Genomic DNA, 22,677 nt, shown 5'->3' with positions numbered 1-22,677 from the left:
GGAAGAAAGAAGGAGAGGTCAATGACAAAAGGTAAATCGTCGAAAAACGCCAAAGGGCGTAAGCCGAGTTATTATGTTGATAATCCGAATGCCTCGGAATTAAAGTGGCTGGATGAATTAAAAAGCAAAAAAACGAAGGTTCAAAATAACAACCTACTGGTTCCGCAGCCTAAGCCTGTAGAGAACAGGCCGGTAAGTATTAACGCAATAGCTCCCATGGAAGAGGCCCCGCAAGCGGAGACGTATTTGGTCCCTGCATTGACGGAAGAATTGATCCTTGAAGCCGATGCCTCCTCGCCGGCTGAAATAAGCAATGCTGACGCAGAGCTGCTTATCGAGGAAATTGCTTCTTATGATGCTGATCCAGTACCGGTTCCGGAGCTGAAGCAGGAGCGGAAGCAAGAGCCTGCCCAAGAATTGAAGCTGCAAGAGGTTAAACAGGAACCGAAACAGGAAGTTAGGCTTGCGCAAAAGCAGGAGTTGAAGCCGGAGAGGAAGCAAGAGAAAGCGTCTGCGCCGATGGTAGAGCCGACTTACGAGGAGAAGCTCGACAAACTGGTGGAGAAGCAGGATCTGTACAAACCGTTTCCGTTTATCTATACGGACGATATCGTGGATGGCGCCGTGACCGGCAGCAAGCTTGCCCCTTATTCGGTAGGCTCCGATAAAATGCGCCCGGGAAGCATCAGTTCATCCACCCTCTCCGATTATGCGGTGCAAAACATTCATATTGCCCCCGGGGCCGTAACGGGCAATAAAGTGTCTTCTTCAGCCATTACGGGCGATCATCTATCGAACAGCTCCATTACCGGTGATAAAATCGTGGATTCCTCCATTAACGGCAGCAAGCTGGAGGACGGCAGCATCACCTCGGAGAAGCTGGCAGACCGGACGATTGATTCCAGCAAAATTGCAGACGGATCGATTAATTCGAGACATCTTCAACCTTTTATCGTCACCGAAGAGCTGATCGACAACCATTCCATTTCAGCGGATAAAATTCAAAACAGTGCCGTCCATACGGAAAAAATCGCCAATGAAGCTATAACGAATTCGAAGCTTGGCGAGGCATCGGTTACTCATTCCAAATTGCGGGACGGGGCAATTACCGGCAGCAAACTTGCCTCGGATACGATTGAATCCGTCCATTTGAAGCAAGGACTGCTCCTCGCGGAGCATGTCTCGATCGGAGCCATCTTGGGGAAGCACGTGGCTCCAGGCGCCATCTCGCAGGAGCATCTGGCGGAAGGGGCGGTAAGGACCGAAGCCCTTCAACCTCGATCCGTAAACGCCGAGCAGATAGCACACGGAGCCGTTAACGCAAGTCATCTCCAGCAGGAGAGTGTCTTTGGCGAACATATTGTGGCCGGACAGATCGGGAGCAAGCATCTTGGCGACCAGAGCGTCAATTCGAGCAAGCTGGCGAATGAAGCCGTGCAGACCCGGCATGTCGGGCGCAGCAGCATCATTTCGGACCATATTGCCATCGGTCAAATCGAGCAGCGCCATATTGCCCATCAGGTGGTGTCCCGCCAGCATCTGCAGTCCAGTTCGGTAGGCAGAGAGCAGCTGCAGGACGGCTCGGTCAAAGGGGAGAAGATCGCTCCCCAAGCGATCACGACCGAGCATCTGAACGACCAGTCGGTTGGTACGCACCAGCTTGCGGACCAGGCCGTAACGGACAAGAAAATTGCGGACGGTGCGATCAAAAGCTCCAAGCTGGCTACCGGCTCCATCGAAACGGGCCATCTGAAGAACGAGATTATTACGTTTCAGAAGATTGCACCCGATACGCTCCGTGCCTATCATTTCTCGGCAGGCGCCGTAACCGGTGAAGCGATCTCCCCGGAATCGATCTCCAGCGAGCACTTGAAGCCAAAGTTGATTGAAAAGCAGCATTTTGCTGATCAGGCAGTAGGCACGGATGCCATTCAGGATCTATCGGTTACAAGCGACAAGATTGCCTACGGAGCGATTTCCGAGCTCAACCTGTCTCCGAACTCCGTTCATCCGCATCATTTGGCCAATCAAATTATCGGCTCCCAGAAGCTTGCTCCGGAATCCGTTACGACCGATAAGCTGGCCGAGCGCAGCGTAACGGCTTCGAAGCTAGGCGATAGCATCGTAAACGAACGGCACATTGCGCATGACGCCGTGGGGTCCGAGGCGATTCAGCCTGCTTCCATTCATGGCGGTCACGTACAGCCGTCTTCCATTGCCGGCGAGCATATTAAGGACGGTACAATCCAGTCCGTTCATCTGGCAGGCGCGGCTGTAACGAAGCAGCATCTGTCGGGAAGCAGCGTACAGACGGAGCATTTGTCCGACCACGCTGTAACTACCGACAAGTTGGCTTCCCAATCGGTAACAAGCGAGAAGCTGGCGGATTCGAACGTAACATCCTCCAAGCTGGCGGATGGCAGCGTGCGCTCGAATCATATTTCTCCGGGCTCGATTCATTCCGAATTAATAGCTCCTCAGGCGATCCAATCAGAGCATCTGCAGACGGGCATTATTCAAGCGGAGCACATGGGATATCAGTCCGTTACCGAGATGAATCTGTCGTATGATATCGTGAACACGGATCACATTACCGACCAGGCCGTAACGGCAAGCAAGCTGTCGAAGGATGCGGTAACAACCGAGAAGCTGAACGATTCAAGCGTAACAACCTCCAAGCTGGCGGACGGCAGCGTTACGGCCAGCAAACTTGCGGAGGGCTCCATTCACTCGGGATTAATACGTCCGTTATCGATTCAAACCGGCCATATCGAGGCCCACTCGATTCAATCCGGGCATTTGACAGACAGCATTATCGGAGCGAATCATATTCGCGTCGGAGCGGTTGGAACGGAAGCATTGTCTAACCAGTCGATAACCTCGTCGAAGCTGTCGACCGGCGCTGTTCAGTCCAGCCATATCGGAAATGAAGCGGTCATGAGCCGGCACTTGGCGAATGATTCCATCCTTGGCATTCATATCGTCCAAGGCAGTGTACGTAACGTCCATCTAACCGATGAAGCTGTCACCGAGGCGAAGCTTGCTCCGTTCAGCGTCGGGGAAGTCCATATCCAAGTCGGCGCGGTGAATTCGGAAGCGTTGCAGGAAGAAATCATCGGAACTGAGCATCTCGCAGACGGTGCGGTTCAGGAAACCAAGCTGGCTTCCTTATCCGTTAATGCCGATCATATCCAGCCGTTGTCCATTCAAGAGAAGCATTTGACACCGGGCAGCATCGATGAAAGCAAGCTGCAAAACGGGGCTGTAACGTCCTCCAAGCTGGCGGTCGACACCGTATCGGGCGATCACCTGCGCCTGGAGACGATCGCGAGCAAGCATATAAAGGCGGATTCCATTCAAAGCTACCATCTTCGGAAAAGCACGGTTACCTTCGACCACCTCAGCGCAGATGTTTTGAATGAATTCAAGCCAAAAATGATTTTGCCGGAGCAGTTGGCTGAAGGGATTATCCAATCCTCCAAGCTGCAGGACGGCAGCATCGTTACCGGCAAGCTGGCTGATGACAGCATCACAACGGAGAAGCTAGCCGACGAGAGCGTCACAACCGGCAAACTGGCGGAAGGAAGCATCACAAGCGGCAAGTTGGCCGACGAGAGCGTCACTAGCGAGAAGCTGGCGGATGAGAGCGTTACGGGAAGCAAGCTGGCGGCAGGCAGTATTACAAACGATAAACTGGCTGATAACAGCATTACGGCAGATAAGCTGGCCGATGCAAGCATGACAGGCCGGAAGCTTGCATTTGAAAGCATCACGGGCGATAAGCTGACTGCCGAGAGCGTCACGGGCAGCAAGCTGGCCGGAGGCAGTATAACCGGCGATAAGCTGGCGGATGAAAGCATCTCAAGCCGGAAGCTCGCTGATGGCATTATTACGGGCGGCAAGCTGGCAGACGGGAGTATCATCGGCAGCAAGCTGGCTAGTGAAAGCATCACAAGCGATAAACTCATGGACGGAAGCATCACGAGCAGCAAGCTGGCCGACCAAAGCGTTACGGCCGAGAAGCTGCTGGATGAAAGCGTGTCGGGCCGGAAGCTGGCAGGCGAAAGCGTTACGGCGGAGAAGCTGGCCGACGATAGCATTACAACCAGCAAGCTGGTTGACGAAAGCGTGACAGCCGAAAAGCTGGCCGAAGATAGCGTGGCTACGAGCAAGCTGGCCGATCAAGCGGTGACAGGCCGCAAACTGGCCGACGATAGCGTCACTTCCGAGAAGCTGGCCGACGATAGTATTACAAGCCAAAAGCTGATCGATAAAAGTGTAACCACCGACAAGCTGGCCGACGAAAGTATCACAACCGGCAAACTTGCCGAGCAAGCTGTTATCGGCAGTAAGCTGGCCGATGAGAGTGTTACGACGCAAAAGCTGGCCGAGGAAAGCGTTACGGCCGAGAAGCTTGCGGCAGACAGTATTACAAGGCGTAAACTGGCTGACGAAAGCGTAACAACCGAGAAGCTGGCCGACGACAGCATTACAAGCCGCAAGCTGACCGCCGAAAGCGTAATTACCGAGAAGTTAGCTGACGGAAGCGTCGTTACAAGCAAGCTGGCCGACCTGTCTGTCACCGGCAGCAAGCTGGCCGATGAGAGCGTCTCGACCGGGAAGTTAGCGGATTCTAGTATTTCGAGCCGCAAGCTGATCGATGAAAGTGTGACCAGGGATAAACTGGCCGATAAGAGTGTTACAAGCGATAAGCTTGCCGATCAGGCCGTTACTGGAAGCAAGCTGGCCGATAACAGCATTACCGGCGAGAAGCTGGCGCCTGGAAGCATTACAGCCGATAAGCTGTCGGCAGATAGCATTACCGGCAGCAAGCTCGCCAATGAAAGTGTTACAAACGGGAAGCTTGCCGATGATAGCATCACAAGCCGTAAGCTGGTTGATAAAAGTGTTACCGGCGACAAGCTGGCCGACCTGGCTGTTACAGGCAGCAAACTGGCTGACGAGAGCGTCACATCGGAGAAGCTGGCAGGCAGCAGCGTAACGAATGAGAAGCTTGCGGATGAAAGTGTGACCACCTGGAAGCTGGCGGGCGAGAGCGTCACGGCCGATAAGCTGTCGGATGAGAGTGTTACGACCCGCAAGCTGGCGTTCGGCAGTGTGACGGGAGATAAGCTTGCCGAGGGCACCATCTCAAGCGGTAAGCTGGCCGATGAAAGTGTCACAAGCGACAAACTGGCTTTCGGAAGTATTACAACGGAGAAGCTGGCAGGCGAGAGCATCACTTCCGAGAAGCTGGCCGATCAAGCGGTAATCGGAAGCAAGCTTGCCGACAACAGCATTACAGGCGAGAAGCTGGCACCTGGAAGTATTACGGCTGATAAGCTGTCGGCAGATAGCATTGACGGCAGAAAACTAGCGGATGAAAGCATCACGACCGAGAAGCTGGCTGATGACAGTATTACAACCCGGAAGCTGGTTGACGAAAGTGTGACCGGCGACAAGCTTGCGGACGAAAGTGTCACAGATATAAAGCTGGCCGATCTGTCCGTCACCGGCAGCAAGCTGGCCGATGAGAGCGTCTCGACAGGAAAACTGGCTGACTACAGTATTTCGAGCCGCAAGCTGATTGATGAAAGTGTAACAAGCGATAAGCTTGCCGCTGAAAGTGTAACAAGCGATAAGCTGGCCGATCAAGCGGTAATCGGAAGCAAGCTGGCTGATGAGAGCATCACAAGCAACAAGCTTGCAGACGAAAGCGTAACTACGAATAAGCTGGCCGACCAGTCGGTGACCGGCAACAAATTGGCCGACGAGAGCATTACAACGCTTAAGCTGGTTGACGGCAGTGTAACCACTTGGAAGCTCGCGGATCTTAGCGTCACAACCGGGAAGCTTGCGAATAGCAGCATTACCCGCGAGAAGCTGGCATTCGGCAGTGTGACGGGCGATAAAATTGCCGGCAACAGCATCACGGGCGATAAGCTGGTGGAAGAGAGCATTACAACCGACAATCTGGCCGATGAGAGCGTAACGAGCGAGAAGCTTGCCGACGAGAGCGTGACCCGCGAGAAGCTGGCGGAAGACAGCGTATGCGGCTGGCATATTGCCACGGAGGCAATAACGCTGGATAAATTGGCACCCGAGCTTGTATCTGCTTTATTCCCGCCGGTTATAGATGCGGAAGCGCAGCCGGAACAAGAACCGGAACCGGCGCCGGCCTTTATCCGTTCCACGGGTACCGGCCAGGTTATTCAACAGTTTGGTCTTGCTCCGTATTCGTTCTTCAAAAAAGGGAAGATGCTGGAGGTTGAAATTACGTTCGACGAGCCGTTCAGCAATACGAACTATGCCATTACCGCTATCTGCGACAATCCGGAATGTTATGTATCCGTCTTTAGCAAATCCGAAGGCAGCGCCATTCTGAATATTATCCGTTCAAGAGGTTCGTTTGAGCCTGAGGGATATATGAACTGGATCGCCGTTGGCAGGTGACATTGATAGTTTCAATAGAGGATGGGAGTGAAATCTATGCTCTTATCCTCTTTTTTCATTTGGGAGGGGACAGACGTCTTGGAAGTTGTACAAATGCCGTTGCGCCAGCAGTCTGCATACATACTATATGATGTAAATCAATATGCTTGCAAATTTTAATAGGCTTAAAAACTGAGGTGATTCAGTGGATGAAACGCGCACCTCATCCTAATCCTGAAGTATCGGTCATTATCCCTGTTATGAATGAAAAATCGACCATCGGGCGCGTCATTCGAGAAGCTGCGAAAGTACATCCCCGTACGGAAGTGATTGTTGTTGCCAATGGTTCTACGGACGGTTCCGCTGCAATTGCTAGAAGGATGGGGGCGAAAGTGCTGTATTTCGAGAAGCCTCTAGGTCATGACGTAGGAAGGACGGTAGGAGCTCTTGAAGCCAAAGGAGAGGTTCTGCTGTTTATTGACGGCGATATGGTTATATCAGCTGCAAAACTACGTCCTTTCATTCACGCAGTGAGAGAGAAAGGGATAGACGCGGCGTTGAATAACTACTCCGGTCCAGTCCGCAAAGCGAAGGTTCATAGTGTTGTGCTGGCCAAACATGCCTTGAATGCCGTTCTTCAAAGGCCTGACTTGAAGGGAATATCCTTCACGGCCGTACCGCACGCGATCAGCCGCAAATGTCTGGATACGATAGGCGCGGAAGCCTTGTCGGTTCCTCCGCTTGCCCATGCAATGGCCGTAAAGCAAGGACTTAAGGTGAAGGCCGTACACACGGTTAATGTCGGCAAAATAAATAAACCCCGGCCGGAGCGGGAGAGGAAAAATCCGCTTGAACGATTAATTTTAGGCGATCATTTGGAGGCGATCTATTGGCTGCTGTCATGCACAGATGAACGGGGCGGGTTCGAGGATCGGCTGCGCAAGCGCGAGATGGCCTTGTAAGTCTGCACATGGTTAGGAGGATTGCACGTTGAAAGCTGTTATTTTGGCGGGTGGAACAGGTACTAGGCTCATGCCCCTTACTTCTTATATCAATAAACATATGCTGCCGGTTGGCAGACATCCGATGATCCATCATGGTATCGAAACGCTGCGCAAAGCAGGAATCGAGGAGATTCTGATTATTACAAACCGCCAGTCTGCGGGAATGTTTATCCATTATTTCGGCAGCGGCGAAGACCTGGCCGTGTCTATCGCATACCGGATTCAAGAAGGTGCCGGAGGGATTGCGGATGCCTTGCAGCTGGCCAGACCGTTTATTACGGATGGCGAGAAGTTCCTTGTTCTGCTTGGCGATAATTTGTTTGAAGAGGATTTAACGCCTTATATTCATGATTTTCGGCAGCAGCAAGGCGGGGCGATGGTGCTTCTCAAGGAGGTCGACGACCCTCACCGGTACGGGATTCCGGTCTTTGATTCTAACGGCGCGATCCAGCACATTGAAGAAAAGCCCGTGGATCCGCAGTCGAATCTATCCGTTACCGGCTTATATATGTACAGCTCGGATGTTTTCGAGCGGATTGAGAATATCAGTCCGTCAAGCAGAGGGGAACTCGAGATTACGGATCTGAATAATCTTTACGCGGCTGCCGGTCTATTAACCTACCGGACGTTATCCGGCTGGTGGATGGATGCGGGCACATTTGATTCGCTGAAGGAAGCATCTGCCCGATATTGGGATACTGAATACTAGACGGGAGAGATTTTTGAGTGAGACGTAAACCGCGGGGCATTCGTCGTCTCAAACGAACGCAAGAAGGAAGGCATACGGCTAACTATCAAGCCGGTCTGAAGGCGGGATACAATCAGGGACTTCTGGCCGGTCAAAGCAGCTATCATTCATTGTTCGAGGGAACGAGTATTATTATCCCAAGCTATAATCAGGTGAATTATTTGAGAGGCTGCATCGACAGCATCATGGACAATACGGAGCAGCCCCATGAGATTATCGTTGTCGATAATGCTTCGACCGACGGGACAGCCGAATATTTGGAGCAGTTGGACGGTCAGGTGCGGTACAGGGTGCTTAAACAGAATTACGGCTTTGCCGGTGCGGTCAACACGGGCCTGATGATGGCCAAAGGCACAACGATGCTAGTTCTTAACAATGATACGCTCGTGACGGATAACTGGCTCGGCAATATGCTCACCTGCCTGCACAGCGACCCCACAATCGGAATGGTAGGACCTGTCACGAATTACATCAGCGGCGATCAGCAGATCCAGGTCCCTTATGAAAGAATCGAAGATATGCCGGAATTCGCGAGACTCCATAATATTTCCGACCCGAAGCGATGGGAGAGAACAGACAGGCTGCCGGGCTTCTGCCTCTTGTTCCGCCGCGAATTGTGGGAGCGGATCGGATTTCTGGACGAAGGATTCGAATTCGGCAATTACGAGGATGATGATTATAATATTCGGACCAGGCTGCTCGGTTACTCTCTTGTTATTGCAAGGGACTCCTTTATCCATCATTTCGGAAGCGTCAGTATCAAGGCGCTAGGCGACCAGCTCGATCAAGTTAACACCCGGAATATGGTTTACTATATGACCAAATGGAATAATCCGTATGCGTGGATTCATCAAGTCCGCGCAAGCGATCCGAAGCTTACTTCGCTAACCGCCAAGGGAGAGACCGCCTTTTACCCGGAAAGTGTCGTAGTGAAAGGGATTGGCCCTCAAGTTTATTGGATCGAGCAAGGGATCAAACGACCGATTGAAGGAGAATGGTCCGGGCCGGTCGTACGCCTGCCGCAGGTGCTGCTCCGGAGCTGGCCGGCGGCAGAAGCGCTGACTTCCGCTGAGGCGGCATCCAAATGGAATGCTCTTCATTCCGCTCATTACGGCGCGCCGATGCACGGGCAGATTGCTAGCGGACTGGACGGCTTCCTTTATTATCTGGAGAATGGCACCAAGCGGAGAATCATTACCGAAGCAGCTGCTGTCTCCTGGCATTTGAACGAGAGGGCGAAATATCCGCTGACCGTGGAACAGCTGCAGGAAATGCCGGAAGGGCTGCCGCTAATTCCGCCGATTAAGCTGCGCCAGGTCCTGTAGGCATGCGCAAGTATCACCGTTTTTAGAAGATGCATATGCTGGTATGACGGCGACAATTGAACTGAAGACGTTTATTGCTGCAAAGGAGGGGCTTGAAGTTGCAGCAGATCGTAAACGAAATAATAGAGCATTTATCTCACTCCCATCAACAAATGGCTCGCATGATGGACTCCAAGCGCCATATTGTCGTACGGATGGCGGAGGTTGTTAAGGCCATCCCCGATAACAACCCGAACTTTGGAGGCACGGACGGATTGCTGTCCAATACGCAAGCTCTGCTTGGAGGAGTTGTCTCTTACCTGACAACGATAGCCGAATTGCAGGAGACGCTTGCTGCGCAGCTGACGTTGACGGTCCGAGAGCTTGGGTTGGAGGAAGATGAGTAAGCGTCCGGAAGGAAGATGTTTGCAATGAACCGGGAACAGGCTTATATGCGCATGCTTGGCGCTACCGCCAATATGCAGTGGAATATCGCCAGGATGCTGGAGGCCAAAGCGGAAGAGTCGGAGAAAGCGCGTAATTGGATATGCAATCATATTACCGCGGCATCCTTCCTGGGCGATCAGACGCAGCTTAAGCAGACCGCCCAAATCAATGAGCAGGTTATTGAAGTGTTGGACGGCGTAAATAAAATGAGCCAAGGGATCCTTTCCGTCATGCGATCGGTTCTGCCTAAAACAAATGAAGGCGGAGGCGGTCATGGCGGGGACGAAGAGGAAATGCTGTTCGGCGGCATGGGTGACATGAATTGAGATTCAGGGCATCGAGAGAGCAGGAAGTAAAGCTGGAGATTCTTTCCTCCCTCGCAAGCAGCCAGACGGCGCTTGCCCGCATTCTGAACAGCATCGCCGACGTATCCGAGGCTTCTCCGGAACTTGCCAGAAGCATTGCGGAGAATGTGAAGCTGCTAACGTCCATGCAGAAAAATATAGCGGAATCGGTAACGGGGTTGACCATGCGGGGCAAGCGCCTCAAGCGCGGCCGCCCCGGCATCCCGTGGCTGAATGCCAGAATCAGCAGGCTTTCATCCTAGTAGTCATCACGGAAGGAGGCGTTTGATATGAAGAAAAAAAGTGCTGCCCTAGCCAAACGGAGAACCAAACGCAAGCCTGGTGCCCGGACTAAGCGCAAAGCAAGCGGAGTCCGGAAGATAACGGGAAAGAAAACGGGCAAAAGCATGGTGAAACGCCGGAAGTCTTCGGTTAGAAAAAGAAGAAAAAGCGTAGCCTTTGATCAAGCCAGCTATGATTACGGTTATAACCAAGCCTATAACGACGGATATAACACCGGATTCGCCAAAGGCTTTGAAGACGGCCATCAGATTGCTTACGAGACGCAGGTTTAATTGCACAAACGGAAGATAGGGTCTTAGCTCTGCCTTGTTCATGCCAGAATGGACAAATCAGGAATAAGGCTTTTTTTGTATAACTTAGGATAACGGGCAGGTGAGCGGGTAATTTGAACACGGCAGCGGCGGCGTCCTTTCAACAAGGCAGGCAGCAGGGTTATTCGGCCGGATTTCAAGCAGGATGGCGGGACGGAGCATGCGAATGGGCGAAGTCCTCTCCTTTAACTCCGATACCGGAAGTCATCCCCCTGCGGGTGTTGTACATTCCGCAAGGCTCATTAGGATTTGACGCTATTGATTCCGGGATTGTTCAGGCGCTTCAACGATGCGTCAGCGAAGTGCATGTGGGGGTACAGGAAGGCTTGGTGCAGCAAGCGGCCGCCATACAGCCGGATATGATGCTTGTGCTTAACGGCTTATATACATTCCCGCCGGATCATCTGGAGCAAATCGCGGCAATTCGGGCTCTAGGAATCAAGACGGTTATCTGGTTTGTGGACGATCCTTATATGACGGCTCAAACGGTCCGGATCGCGCCTCATTACGACGTTGTATTAACCCATGAGCTGGGGACCGTTCCTCTATACCGGCAGCATGGGTGTCTTCAAGTACATCATATACCGCTCGCCGTCAACGATGCGGTATTCCGGCCTTTCCGCGCGGATAAAGCGTATGAATACGAGGTTTGTTTTATCGGGGTCGCTTTCTGGAATCGGGTAGAGCTTATTGATTCGATCGCCGGGCAGCTGTCGGGGCGGAAGCTGTTTATTGCCGGGGGCCAGTGGGAGCGGCTGAAGCATTATCCTCTCTTGAAATCGAACATCCATCTTGAAGGCATTGCGCCTGAAGCAGCCGCCCATTATTACAACGGTTCCAAGATTGTTATCAATATGCACCGTACCGATGTACAGGGAAAGGATAATCAGATCGAAGTCCAGGTACCTGGTTTGTCGGTGAATCCCAGAACCTATGATGTTGCGGCTTGCGCGACGCTGCAATTAACCGATATCCGGGCTGACCTCTCTTCCCAATACCGTCCCGGTTACGAGATTGAAACTTACGGCAATGCTCAGGAGCTTGTCCAGAAGATCGACTATTATCTAACGCATGAGGAAGAGCGGCTGCGCATCGCGATGAGAGGCTTGTACCGGACTTTGCGTGATCATACGATGACTACGCGAATGGCTACGCTTTTGAATTTATTGAAGTAGGAGTGACGAATATGGCGCCAGTAGTCAAACGGAAGTCGGGCGAGGAGGCTGGAAGAGCGGCAGGGTATAAGTTGGGCTGGGATCACGGTTACTGGTTCGGGTTATGCGAGGAAGCGATCAGCCGTATTCCGCAGGTGAACAAAGTATGGCCGATTCATGTCATGTACGTAGAGACGGGCAAAGGATTCCCTTACTCGCCTATAGATGAAGCGGTTAGAGGGACTTTAACGACTATGGTTCAGAGGTTAACGGTTGTTAACTCCTCGCAGCCGGTCGTCGAAATGGCATTGGCGGATCGTCCGGATGTTGTTATTGTGCTGGACGGACTGCAGTTTGATGTGGGGCAGATTATAGCGCTTCGGGATAACGGCATCCGGACCGCTATCTGGTTAACCGACGATCCGTATTACATGGATATTACAACGACGATTGTCCCGCATTACGACACGATATTTACGTTGGAGCGCAACTCGGTGGAGTACTACAAGCAGCTTGGCTGCCAGAATGTGCATTATCTGCCGTTTTGCTTCGATCCGGCCCAATACCGGCCAACGAATCCCGAAAGGTCAAGCCGCAAGGAAATCACGTTTATCGGATCTGCTTATTTGAACCGGGTCAGCTATTTCAATGAGTTAACACCTTATCTAGCGGGGAAAAATACATTAATATCCGGCATTTGGTGGGACCGTTTAGCCCAATTCGATAAACTTCGCTCCAAAATCAAGCTCAACAATTGGATGGGACCGGCAGATACGGCCTTGGCTTATAATGCTTCCAAAATCGTGATTAACATGCACCGGGCGCATGACGATGCCTTGTACAACAGCAACCGAGTCGGATTAACGGCCGTTTCGCCTAATCCCCGGACTTTTGAAATCGCTGCGTGTGCCGTATTGCAGGTATGCGATATCCGGGATGATCTTGCCACCTTTTTTACCCCCGGAGTGGAAATCGTAACCTATTCCTCACCGGCGGAGCTGATCGAGAAGATGGAATATTACCTGAAGCATGAAGAGGAGCGGCAGCAAATCGCCCTCCGCGGCATGTACCGGGCTTTCCGGGACCATAAATACGCAAACCGTCTTCAGACGATGCTGACGATATTATTCCCGCTCCTCTAACGTTTCATGAATTAAATGGACCAACGGAGCAGGACGCCTGATTGGGTTAATCCGCCGCCAAAGCCATAGAGCAGCAGCAAATGTCCGGGCAATACGCGGCCGTCGCGGACGGCGGCGTCAAGAGCAAGCGGAATGGATGCCGCAGACGTGTTGCCGTAGTGCTCGATGCTCGACAAAGCCTGCTGCTCGCTTATGCCGGTCCGTTCGCATAACGCGTCGATAATACGCTGATTGGCGTTGTGCGGAACGAACCAGTTGATTTCCGATGGCGCGTAACCGCTGTTCTTCAGCAGAGCGTTAATTCCTTCCGACACGTGAGTCAACGCCCATTTGTACACTTCACGGCCATTCTGGACAATACGGCTTGTTGTATCGATATCCGCCGCATTGATAACAGGAGACAAGCCGCTCCGGTACACATGATGTCCGCCTGCGCCGTCCGTCTCCGAGGAGATCGCCAGAATATCGCCTTCCTCGCGGGCCTCCATTAAGAACGCGCCAGCGCCGTCGCCAAACAAAATGCAGGTTGTCCGGTCGTCGTAGTTGGTTACCTTGGACAAGGTTTCTCCGCCAATCACCAGGATTTTACGGTAAACGCGGGACAGGAGCAGTCCGTTCGCCAGTTGAATGGCTGATGTAAAGCCGGCGCAAGCGGCCTGAATATCAATCGCGCCGCAATGCCGGATTCCGAGTCCTGCTTGAACCTGGGCGGCAACGCTTGGGATAACATTGTCCGGCGTCGAAGTAGCGACGATAATGTAATCGACATCCTCGATTTCCACCCCGTACCGCTCCTGCATATTCCTTACCGCCCGGATACATAAATCGCTCGTGAACTGATCATCGGCCGCTATCCGGCGCTCGCGAATGCCGGTACGCTGGACAATCCATTCGTCCGAAGTTTCGACGATACGTTCCAGATCCGTATTGGATAGAATTTTTTCGGGGGTATAAGTGCCGATGGCCGTAATAGCTGCGTTGGATTGCAATTGCTTTTCCATTAGAAACAGCTCCTCTTTTTTCATTCTTAGCAAACAGTTAGTACCTGGTACTAATACTTGATATTAAATTACTGAATTTGAATGGATTTGTCAAGCTTTGTTGCGAATAGCTTCCTCTTAACCGAGCACAATAAGTCACGGGTCAAAGCCTAACTATTCGAATGGAGGAGTGGCCAGGTCATGAAAAACAAATTCATTCTTCTTACAGCAAGTGTGGCTTTAGCAACAACGTTAGCGGGTTGCGCGTCCAATCAGGGAGATATCGGCAACAAAAATATCCGCCCGAACAGCGTACGTTACGATGCTAACGGAAATATGATCCGTAACTATGCGGCTCCGGGAACATTGACCGACAAACGTTTCGCGAATGATCAAATGAACGAAATGAACCGCGTCAATGGCCGTCGCCTCAACAGCAACAATATTGTTGGCAGTCATAAAAATTATAAAATGGAAATGAGCGAGGAAATCGCCAAGAAGCTTGTAGCTATGAATACGGTTAAGACAGCCAACGTAATGCTGACTGACAACAATGCTTATGTTGCCGTATCCTTCGAAGATCATGCGCGCGGCCTCAGCGCCAAAAGCTACAACCGTACAAACCTGAGCAGCCCGATTACCGATACAAACCGCCACATGAACGGTACTTATGGCGCTAACGGCGGGAAATACGGCATGAATGGCATGAACGGAACGTATGGCATGAACGGTACGATGGGCGGTTACCACACTGATGGCATTCGCGGCCTGAGCACAACCGACACCGGCGAGAGCCAGTTGACGGACAAAATCAAAAGCGATATCGCCGCAGAAGTGAAAAGGCTGCATCCGTCGGTTCAGAATGTTTATGTATCCGCTAACCCGGACTTTGTTGACCGCATGCACAGCTATATGGGCGATGTTCGAATGGGTCACCCGATTCAAGGCTTTGTCTCCGAATTTAATGCCATGGTGGAGCGCATCTTCCCTGCTAATGCAACGAAGCTGAATTCCAGTACGGCCAAGCATACTTCTCCTTATATTTACGATCACCGCTAATAACCGAATATAAACAAAAAAAGGGCCCGCTTGCGAAAGCGGGCCTGTCCTAGAAATGGTATCAACTGTGGGGTTGATGCATATGATTGTATCGAAGAAACCTTAGTGTAAGATTAAAGAACTTTGTCGAAATTGAAACAAAGTAAAACCCCGCACCCTATATAAGGAGCGGGGAAACTGGAAATAGCCCAAATCATGAATGGGATGGTTAGATTTGTAACTCCCCAAGCTTGATTAGCTCGACAACCGCTTGCGAACGACCTTTAACATTTAACTTTTGCATGACATTCGAAATATGGTTGCGGACGGTTTTTTCGCTGATAAATAATTGCTGCGCAATGTCTCTAGTTGTTTTGTCCTGCACCAGCAGCTCAAATACCTCGCGTTCACGATGTGTTAATAAGAACTTGCTTTTATGGTCGCTACCCTTCAAGTTTGTCACCCCTCCTTGCTCGGGTTTTTATGGTTTAACAAGGTTAAGGGATACAGTCAAATTATTGTATGAAATGGCCTCAGCAATGGTGCTGTATGTAGGGAAAATAGGCGCTTATAATAAAAGAGGGCTGTCCGCATGCCATTATTTCTCATGGGGGACAGCCCTTCTATGTTATTTTGCCGTGCTTCGGCCGAACCTTAGTACCCGTCGGTTTTGTGTCCAAGCTCCTCGGCGATCTCCATACCCTCGCGAGCAGGGAAAGTGCCCGCATGTCCGGCGTTCGCAGCGGAGGACTTCTTAATGGCTTCCGCCACAAGACGGCCGTATTCCGGATCCGCCTGCGTCAAATTAGATAGCATCTTGTCTTGAATGACTTGCGCGCAGGTTGCCAAGGCTTCACCGAGATTACGAATAAGCTCTTCCCGCTCCCACGGTTCAAACTTGCGGAACGTGTCGCCTGCCTGGGCAAAATCATTAGTCCGGTCAATCTTCTGTCTGACGAGATTCGCGTCGTAATGCGGTTCATGGGGCTCGCCGGAGGCTTTGGCCTCTGCAAGTCCGTTCAGACTGGAAGGCTCGTAGTTCACATGCGGATTTTGACCTGGAGCCACGTCTACGTAAAAAGCCATCTGGCCGTCGCGCTGATTGGTAGCGGCGCGTTTCTTCGGCGCATTGATCGGCAGCTGCAGATAGTTCGCGCCAACGCGGTAACGTTGGGTGTCGGAATAGGACAACGTGCGGCCTTGCAGCATTTTATCATCCGAGAAGTCCAGCCCGTCTACCAATACGCCTGTCCCGAATGCCGCTTGTTCCACCTCGGCAAAGTAGTTTTCCGGATTTTTATCTAGCACCATCTTGCCTACCGGCATCATCGGGAACTGGTCTTCCGGCCATAGCTTGGTATCGTCGAGCGGATCGAAATCAAGCTCCGGATGGTCGCCATCCTCCATAATCTGAACCTTCAGCTCCCAGGCAGGGTAATCTCCTCGTTCGATCGCTTCATACAGATCCTGCGTAGCATGGTTGAAATTCTTAGCCTGAATTTGCTCGGCTTCGGCTTGAGTCAGGTTTTTGACGCCTTGCTGCGGATCCCAGTGATATTTGACCAATACCGCTTCGCCCTTCGCATTTACCCATTTGTATGTATTGACGCCGGAGCCTTGCATTTGGCGGTAATTCGCCGGAATTCCCCAAGGGGAGAACAAGAAGGTAATCATATGGGTCGCTTCCGGCGAATTCGAGACAAAGTCGAAGAAGCGCTCCATCGACTGCAGGTTCGTTACCGGATCCGGCTTAAAGGCATGTACCATGTCCGGGAATTTCATCGCATCGCGGATGAAGAAGATCTTCAGGTTATTGCCGACCAGGTCCCAGTTGCCGTCCTCGGTATAAAATTTGGTCGCGAAGCCGCGCGGGTCGCGGAGCGTCTCCGGCGAATGCCCGCCATGGATAACGCTGGAGAATCGGACGAAGACAGGCGTCCGCTTGCCCTTTTCCTGAAACAGCTTCGCTCTCGTATATTTGCCGATCGGCTCGTTGCCAAGCGTGCCGTAAGCTTCGAAATAGCCGTGCGCGCCTGCTCCGCGGGCATGAACAACCCGCTCGGGAACGCGTTCACGGTCGAAATGCGTGATTTTCTCGATAAAATGGTAATTTTCAAGGGTAGCCGGACCTCGGCTGCCAACCGTTCGGGTATTCTGATTGTCGGATACCGGATGGCCTTGTCTCGTCGTCAGCGTCAGACCGGTTTCTCCTGCCGCTTTGCGGTTATCGGCGGCACCTCCAGCGCCTTCCGCATGAGTGCCGTTTGTTTCGTTTGCGGACATTCTTGGATTTCCTCCATTTCCAAAATCAAGTCGATTTTTCGCTTAATACTCCACTACTATTCCTCATTCCGAAAAAGTTTATGAAAACAATTGGCATATAGTTGAAGCCTTATCCCCCTATTCAAGCGGCAAGGCGCGTAGTACTGTATTAAGAAAACAGCCTGCTTTTTCAAAAGGGTGGAAAGGACTAGTCTCATGAACATATTGATCGTCGACGACGAGCCGCGGCATTTGAGAGGAATGGCCGGCATGATTCAAATGATGCGACCGGATGCCAAGGTGAAAACGGCCAAGGATGGTGAAGCCGCCCTTGCCTTGGTCAGGGAAGAACAGCCCGATGTCGTGCTTAGCGATATACAAATGCCTAAGCTTGACGGGCTTGCGTTCCTGCAGAGGCTGAAGGAAGAGGAACTGCCGACCAAGGTTGTTATGGTTTCGGCTTATAATTTGTTCGAGTATGCTCAACGAGCGATCCGCCACGGCGCTTACGACTATTTGCTCAAGCCCGTTGACATGGAAAAGGTCGAGGTCCTCCTGCAGCGGCTTGACCGCCAGCTTGCGGAAGAAGAGCGGGAGCGCGGAGAGTCGGCCGAAATGAAGCAAAAGCTTGAGCTCGCATCCAATGCCTACCGGATCAGGCTTCTGCATCAGTGGCTGAACGGTGAGCTTCCTGCGGGCGAAGAGGTTGACCTTGAAGAGTGGACTTTGCTAACCCAAATAAACACTCTCATCTTGACGGAACTCCGAACTGACGGGCAGCTATTCCCGCTGCCGGAGCTGATTGAAGAGCTTAGGCAGAGGGTGTCCGTCCATGGCGAGGCTTGCGTATTCCCTCTGCAGACCGTATCGCAGCACAGCATTCGTCTTGTCACCGTCTTAAAGCAAGAAAGCCAGCCGGCAGCAGGTATAGAGGAGCTGCGCTCCTGCCTGACGGAGCAGACGGAGATATGGCGCTCTTGCGGCGCGGTTTCCCATGGCATTGCGGTTCTGCAGACGGAGCATAGTCTGAATCCCGCCGAGATCTTTATCCCCAAGCTTTACCGCCAGGCGGAGGAAGCATTGGAATATGCTTTCCATGAGGAATGGGCGAGCGTCGTAACCTTTGGGCATGAAATCGGGCTGGGCCATACGAATCCCGTCTTCCAGCTGGATGGCGAGCTGCTGTTCGAAGCGCTGCAGGAGCAGTCGCTCGAAAGAGCAGAAGCCATGTGCCGGGCTGCCTTTGCCGAGCTGTCCTCGCAGGGTTACACGGAGCCGAAACTGATGAAAAATTATGCGTCTCTTACGCTGATGAAGCTGAAGAGCCGGACCTCGGGCATCATAGACCAACAGGTTGGAAGCGCTCTCGCGGATACCGCGTCTACGGCAATTCCTTCTTGCGCGAGCAGCGGTATGCTGATGGAGCTGATGCTGGTCAGACTAGCTGAGGTGCACAAATCGCTGACGGACCGGAAGCAGGGCAGCGGGGAGCTGGCGGTGGAGCAATGCCTGAATTGGATTCAGGGGCATTATGCGGAGGATCTGACGCTTGATAGAGCAGCGGAACAATTTCATTTCAACCCCTCCTACTTCAGCACCTTGATAAAAAGCCGCACCGGACGCTCGTTCTCCGATCATTTGACGGAAGCCCGTATACGGGCTGCGAAGGAGCTGCTGGCCGGCGGGCGGCTTAAAATCTATGAAATCGCGGAGCAATGCGGCTACCGGGATACGAAATATTTCACCCGGATATTCAAGCGGCAGGTAGGGTTGTCGCCGGAAGCTTATAAGCATACGCTGCGTCCGCAGACGGGGGGCGGGGATAGGCCATGACTTTTCGATTAAGGCTGCTGCTCAGCTATCTGACGCTTATCGCCTTGCCGCTGCTTGTGCTGAGCACGCTGTTTTACAATTCAAGCTTAAAGGTCGTTACCGAGCAGGCGCAAAACAATGTTCACGATGTCGTGATGAAAAACAATGACGTGATCGACACCAAGCTGGGGATCGTCGACCAGAATAGCAGGTCCTTGTTCGTGGACAAGGACCTGTTCCAGATTTTCAACAACCTGAATCCGGCAAAAGAAGAGGAGCTTGTCGCCGCCGACCGGCAGGTTACGGCTATCTTAAGCAAATATTTCTCCCAGAATTCGGATGTCTATTCCGCGCAGCTGTGGACCTCTTACTACACCTTCGGAAGCACGATGCTGATGCCGCTTGGCAATCCGGTACAGTCCGCGATTTACAAGGAAGCGGTTAAGGCAGGGGGCAAGATGGTCTGGTACCCGACCTACGATTTCATCAAGATGTACGACCAGCCTTGGCTTCAAGACGGGACGATAGATTACCGTTACTTGTTCTCCGCAACCAGGCTGCTTAACTTCTCCCACATGGAGGACAGCACGCTGGTCAAGCTGAAGCCGGAAGTCGAGCGTCCCGTGCTTGCGATCAGCTTCAAGTCGACGGTGATGGACGAGCTGTTCGAGCGGAGTATCCCGGCTGGCTCCTCGTATATGGTGCTTGATCCCGACAATATCGTCGTGGCTTCGAGCGACCAATCACAGGTAACGAAGCGCTTTGATGAGGACTGGATGGATCATTTCCGCGAGCAAGGCAGCGGGAGCCAGCGGATCAAGCTGAACGGGCATAACCAGATCGTCAGCTTCGCCCGCTCGGAAGTGACGGGCTGGATGTCGATTGTCATTACGCCGCAATCCGCGCTCGTAAGCTCCCTGGTTCCGGTTCTCCGGACGTCAACGATCGTCAGCGCCATCGCCTTAAGCGTAGTAGCCCTAGTGTTTGCTTATTTCATCATTAGCCGCATTACGGGTCCGATCAAGAAGCTCATGAGCGCGATGCGTTCGGTAGGGGAAGGGGACTTTGAAGCCCGCGTGGACGTGGACCGGAAAGACGAATTTGGTCTCCTGTCCCAGCGCTTTAACCGGATGAATGACAGGATTGCCATGCTCGTGAAAGAAAACTACGAGATCAAGCTGAAGGAGAAGGAAGCGGAAATTCAGGCGCTTAACATGCAGATGAATCCTCATTTTTTATATAACACGCTGAACATCATGAACTGGACCGCTCTCGAGAATCGCCAGACGGAGCTCAGCAAGATGCTGGTCTGCCTGTCCAATATGCTGCACTATACATCCCGCAAAGATTGGGAGGCCGTTCATCTGTCGGAGGAGCTGGAATGGATGCGCAATTACTTCTTTATCATGTCCGCCAGGTTCGAGGGCAAGTTCACGGTCGCTTACGAGATTGAGCCGGCGCTCTATGAGAAAAAGCTGCCAAGACTTCTCTTCCAGCCCTTTGTGGAAAATGCCATTCTGCACGGATTCAGCGGCGTGGAGGAAGGCGGGCAGATTACGATACGCGGCTGGATCGAGGACGACAGCCGTTATTTCGAGGTTCGCGACAACGGACGGGGGATCAGCAAGGAAGGGATCGATACGATATTGTACAAGGAATCCGCGTCTATCGGAATTAAAAATACGATCTCTCGCATCCGAATGGCCTATGGCGACGAATACGGCATCCGCATTCATTCCGCTCCCGGCAAGGGGACAAGCATCGTCATCCATCTGCCGAGCAAGACCCAATAAAAGTCCACCATTCTAGAAATGCTCGGGTTTTGTAAGCGTTATCCATCATCTACAATAAAAGCAATCATAGACTGCAGCTATGAGCCATGAGGATGAAATGAGAGAGGGGCTCGAAAAAAATGATTATGAATCGATGGAAATACACTTCCGCATTTATGGTTACGGTTCTGTCGGCCGTGCTTGTCATGTCCGGCTGCACCAAGTCCGATAGTTCCAGCAATGGCAATTCCTCATCCAACACGAATAACGCAAGCGGCTCGGCCAATACGAGCAGTTCCGGTGCCGATACCGGTGCCAGCAGCGGAGAAAAAATTACGCTGAAGCTGACCGGCTGGGGCGCACCGGCGGAAGTAGCGGCGTACAAATCCGCCATTGCCAATTTCGAGAAGACTCATCCGAACGTGAAAGTCGAATTTCAGTCTATTAGCAGCGGCGATTACGATACGAAGCTGACGACAATGGTAGCCGGCAACGACGAGCCGGATGTCGCGATGATGGAATCCGCGACCATTGCCTTCCCTCTGGCGGAAGAAGGCAAGTTCCTTAACCTGCAGGACTTCCTTTCTAAAGATCAGCAGATCACACTCGATTCGATTGTTCCGAATATTACGTACTCCCAGGCGCCGGGCAACATTATCGGCATCGGTCCCGGTCCGGAGACATTCGGACTGTTCTATAACGAAGACGTATTCAAGGATGCCGGCATTGAACCGCCTCCATCCGACGCTTCCAAAGCATGGACCTGGGATCAATTCGTAGACGTTGCGAAGAAGCTGACTCTCGACAATAAGGGACGCAATGCGGCGGATCCGAATTTCGACCCTAAAAATATTAAGCAATTCGGCATCAACCTGCCAACCTGGTGGGGCGCTTACAGTAACTTTATCTACTCCAACGGCGGCGACTTCCTGTCGGCCGACGGCAAAACCTTCGCCCTTAACCAACCGGAGGCGGTAGAAGTGTTCCAGAAGATGGCCGACCTGATCAACGTGTACCATGTCGCTCCATCTCCGCTCCAATCGAAAAATATTCCCGGAACAAACGTCGCGCTTCAGACGAAGAAGGTTGCGATGGCTATTGACGGACAATGGGCTTCGTCCTCGCTTGCGGAATCCAAGTTCAACTATAACGTAGGCGTTCTGCCGGTTATGAAAGAGCCGGTAACGACCGTAGTAGCCGGCATGTTCTCCATCTTCAAATCGACCAAGCATCCGCAGGAATCCTGGGAGCTCCTGAAGGCGCTGCTTGATCCGGAAGCTTCGCTTGACATGCTGACTAACGGAACATGGATGCCTGCTCCTAAAGATTGGTACACCGACAGCGAGAAGCTGGACAAGTGGACCAAAGATTTGGCAGCCCGCCCATCCGGCTATAACGGCGCGATTATTGACATGCTTCTGAATCACAGCCATGCAACGCCTACGGCTTACGTGAAAAACTTCAATAAAATCATGGATGTCGTTAACCCCGCTTTGGATAAAGTGTGGCTGGGCAAAGAGACCGCCCAGGAAGCGCTTGATTCCATTGCCGCGAAGGCGCAGCAGCAAGTACAAGGCCGGCGCGACGTCGAGTAAGCTGTCCGCAAACCGCGGATAACAGGAGA

17 protein-coding genes are annotated in these 22,677 nt (G+C 52.3%); 14 read left to right on the top strand and 3 right to left on the bottom strand.

All coding sequences use genetic code 11. The features are described 5' to 3' along the window. Nucleotides 1-21: 21 nt before the first annotated feature. The 10 genes from WFK81_RS19615 (at nucleotide 22) to WFK81_RS19570 (ending at nucleotide 13,189) form a co-directional block, all read left to right on the top strand. On the top strand, nucleotides 22-6,453 hold the full coding sequence (locus WFK81_RS19615) for a WIAG-tail domain (protein ID WP_336788071.1): 6,432 nt from the start codon (nucleotides 22-24) through the stop codon (nucleotides 6,451-6,453). Nucleotides 6,454-6,641: 188 nt separating this feature from the next. Continuing rightward, nucleotides 6,642-7,394, top strand: a complete 753-nt coding sequence (locus tag WFK81_RS19610; RefSeq protein ID WP_336788070.1) for a glycosyltransferase family 2 protein — start codon at nucleotides 6,642-6,644, stop codon at nucleotides 7,392-7,394. A 28-nt stretch (nucleotides 7,395-7,422) separates the two neighbouring features. Beyond that, a complete protein-coding gene (locus WFK81_RS19605; protein WP_336788069.1) occupies nucleotides 7,423-8,145 on the top strand; it encodes a sugar phosphate nucleotidyltransferase in 723 nt (240 codons plus the stop codon). Nucleotides 8,146-8,162: 17 nt separating this feature from the next. After that, complete coding sequence (locus WFK81_RS19600; protein ID WP_336788068.1) at nucleotides 8,163-9,509, top strand: glycosyltransferase family 2 protein; 1,347 nt, start codon at nucleotides 8,163-8,165, stop codon at nucleotides 9,507-9,509. A 98-nt stretch (nucleotides 9,510-9,607) separates the two neighbouring features. Then, a complete protein-coding gene (locus tag WFK81_RS19595) occupies nucleotides 9,608-9,895 on the top strand; it encodes a nucleoside-diphosphate sugar epimerase (protein ID WP_336788067.1) in 288 nt (95 codons plus the stop codon). Between the two features lie 24 nt (nucleotides 9,896-9,919). Then, nucleotides 9,920-10,261 (top strand): restriction endonuclease subunit S, encoded by a 342-nt coding sequence (locus WFK81_RS19590; RefSeq protein WP_336788066.1) that lies wholly within the window; start codon nucleotides 9,920-9,922, stop codon nucleotides 10,259-10,261. Further along, a complete protein-coding gene (locus tag WFK81_RS19585; protein WP_336788065.1) occupies nucleotides 10,258-10,542 on the top strand; it encodes a hypothetical protein in 285 nt (94 codons plus the stop codon). Before WFK81_RS19590 ends, WFK81_RS19585 begins: the two co-directional genes overlap by 4 nt. 27 nt (nucleotides 10,543-10,569) lie before the next feature. Continuing rightward, entirely contained in the window at nucleotides 10,570-10,854 is a 285-nt protein-coding gene (locus WFK81_RS19580; RefSeq protein WP_336788064.1) for a hypothetical protein, read from the top strand. A gap of 113 nt (nucleotides 10,855-10,967) precedes the next feature. Continuing rightward, a complete protein-coding gene (locus WFK81_RS19575) occupies nucleotides 10,968-12,068 on the top strand; it encodes a CgeB family protein (RefSeq protein ID WP_336788063.1) in 1,101 nt (366 codons plus the stop codon). 11 nt (nucleotides 12,069-12,079) lie between these two features. Beyond that, entirely contained in the window at nucleotides 12,080-13,189 is a 1,110-nt protein-coding gene (locus WFK81_RS19570; RefSeq protein WP_336788062.1) for a CgeB family protein, read from the top strand. An 11-nt stretch (nucleotides 13,190-13,200) separates the two neighbouring features. On the opposite strand, the gene WFK81_RS19565 is transcribed toward WFK81_RS19570, so the two are convergent. After that, nucleotides 13,201-14,190 carry a ketoacyl-ACP synthase III gene (locus tag WFK81_RS19565; protein ID WP_336788061.1) on the bottom strand — a complete coding sequence of 330 codons (990 nt, stop codon included), beginning with the start codon at nucleotides 14,188-14,190 and terminating at the stop codon, nucleotides 13,201-13,203. A 180-nt stretch (nucleotides 14,191-14,370) separates the two neighbouring features. On the opposite strand from WFK81_RS19565, the gene WFK81_RS19560 reads away from it, so the two are divergent. Further along, nucleotides 14,371-15,228 carry a YhcN/YlaJ family sporulation lipoprotein gene (locus WFK81_RS19560; RefSeq protein WP_336788060.1) on the top strand — a complete coding sequence of 286 codons (858 nt, stop codon included), beginning with the start codon at nucleotides 14,371-14,373 and terminating at the stop codon, nucleotides 15,226-15,228. A gap of 208 nt (nucleotides 15,229-15,436) precedes the next feature. Here the strand turns inward: WFK81_RS19560 and WFK81_RS19555 are convergent, their stop codons facing one another. Together WFK81_RS19555 and WFK81_RS19550 are read right to left on the bottom strand one after the other, a co-directional pair. Beyond that, on the bottom strand, nucleotides 15,437-15,661 hold the full coding sequence (locus WFK81_RS19555) for a helix-turn-helix domain-containing protein (protein ID WP_006040330.1): 225 nt from the start codon (nucleotides 15,659-15,661) through the stop codon (nucleotides 15,437-15,439). A gap of 200 nt (nucleotides 15,662-15,861) precedes the next feature. Next, complete coding sequence (locus WFK81_RS19550) at nucleotides 15,862-17,490, bottom strand: catalase (protein WP_336788059.1); 1,629 nt, start codon at nucleotides 17,488-17,490, stop codon at nucleotides 15,862-15,864. Nucleotides 17,491-17,685: 195 nt separating this feature from the next. Here WFK81_RS19550 and WFK81_RS19545 point away from each other — a divergent pair, with 195 nt between their 5' ends. The 3 genes from WFK81_RS19545 to WFK81_RS19535 all read left to right on the top strand — a co-directional run bounded on the left by WFK81_RS19545 (nucleotide 17,686) and on the right by WFK81_RS19535 (nucleotide 22,648). Beyond that, entirely contained in the window at nucleotides 17,686-19,302 is a 1,617-nt protein-coding gene (locus WFK81_RS19545; protein ID WP_336788058.1) for a response regulator transcription factor, read from the top strand. Further along, a complete protein-coding gene (locus WFK81_RS19540) occupies nucleotides 19,299-21,074 on the top strand; it encodes a sensor histidine kinase (protein WP_201003896.1) in 1,776 nt (591 codons plus the stop codon). Before WFK81_RS19545 ends, WFK81_RS19540 begins: the two co-directional genes overlap by 4 nt. A gap of 119 nt (nucleotides 21,075-21,193) precedes the next feature. Further along, nucleotides 21,194-22,648 (top strand): ABC transporter substrate-binding protein, encoded by a 1,455-nt coding sequence (locus WFK81_RS19535; protein ID WP_127494996.1) that lies wholly within the window; start codon nucleotides 21,194-21,196, stop codon nucleotides 22,646-22,648. Nucleotides 22,649-22,677: the final 29 nt, after the last annotated feature.

Origin of the sequence: Paenibacillus sp. MMO-177 (genome assembly GCF_037147795.1) — a bacterium.
In the GTDB taxonomy this organism is placed as follows: Bacteria; Bacillota; Bacilli; order Paenibacillales; family Paenibacillaceae; genus Pristimantibacillus.
Note: the sequence above shows the minus strand (reverse complement) of the source record. Positions and strands in the feature narration are given on the sequence as shown.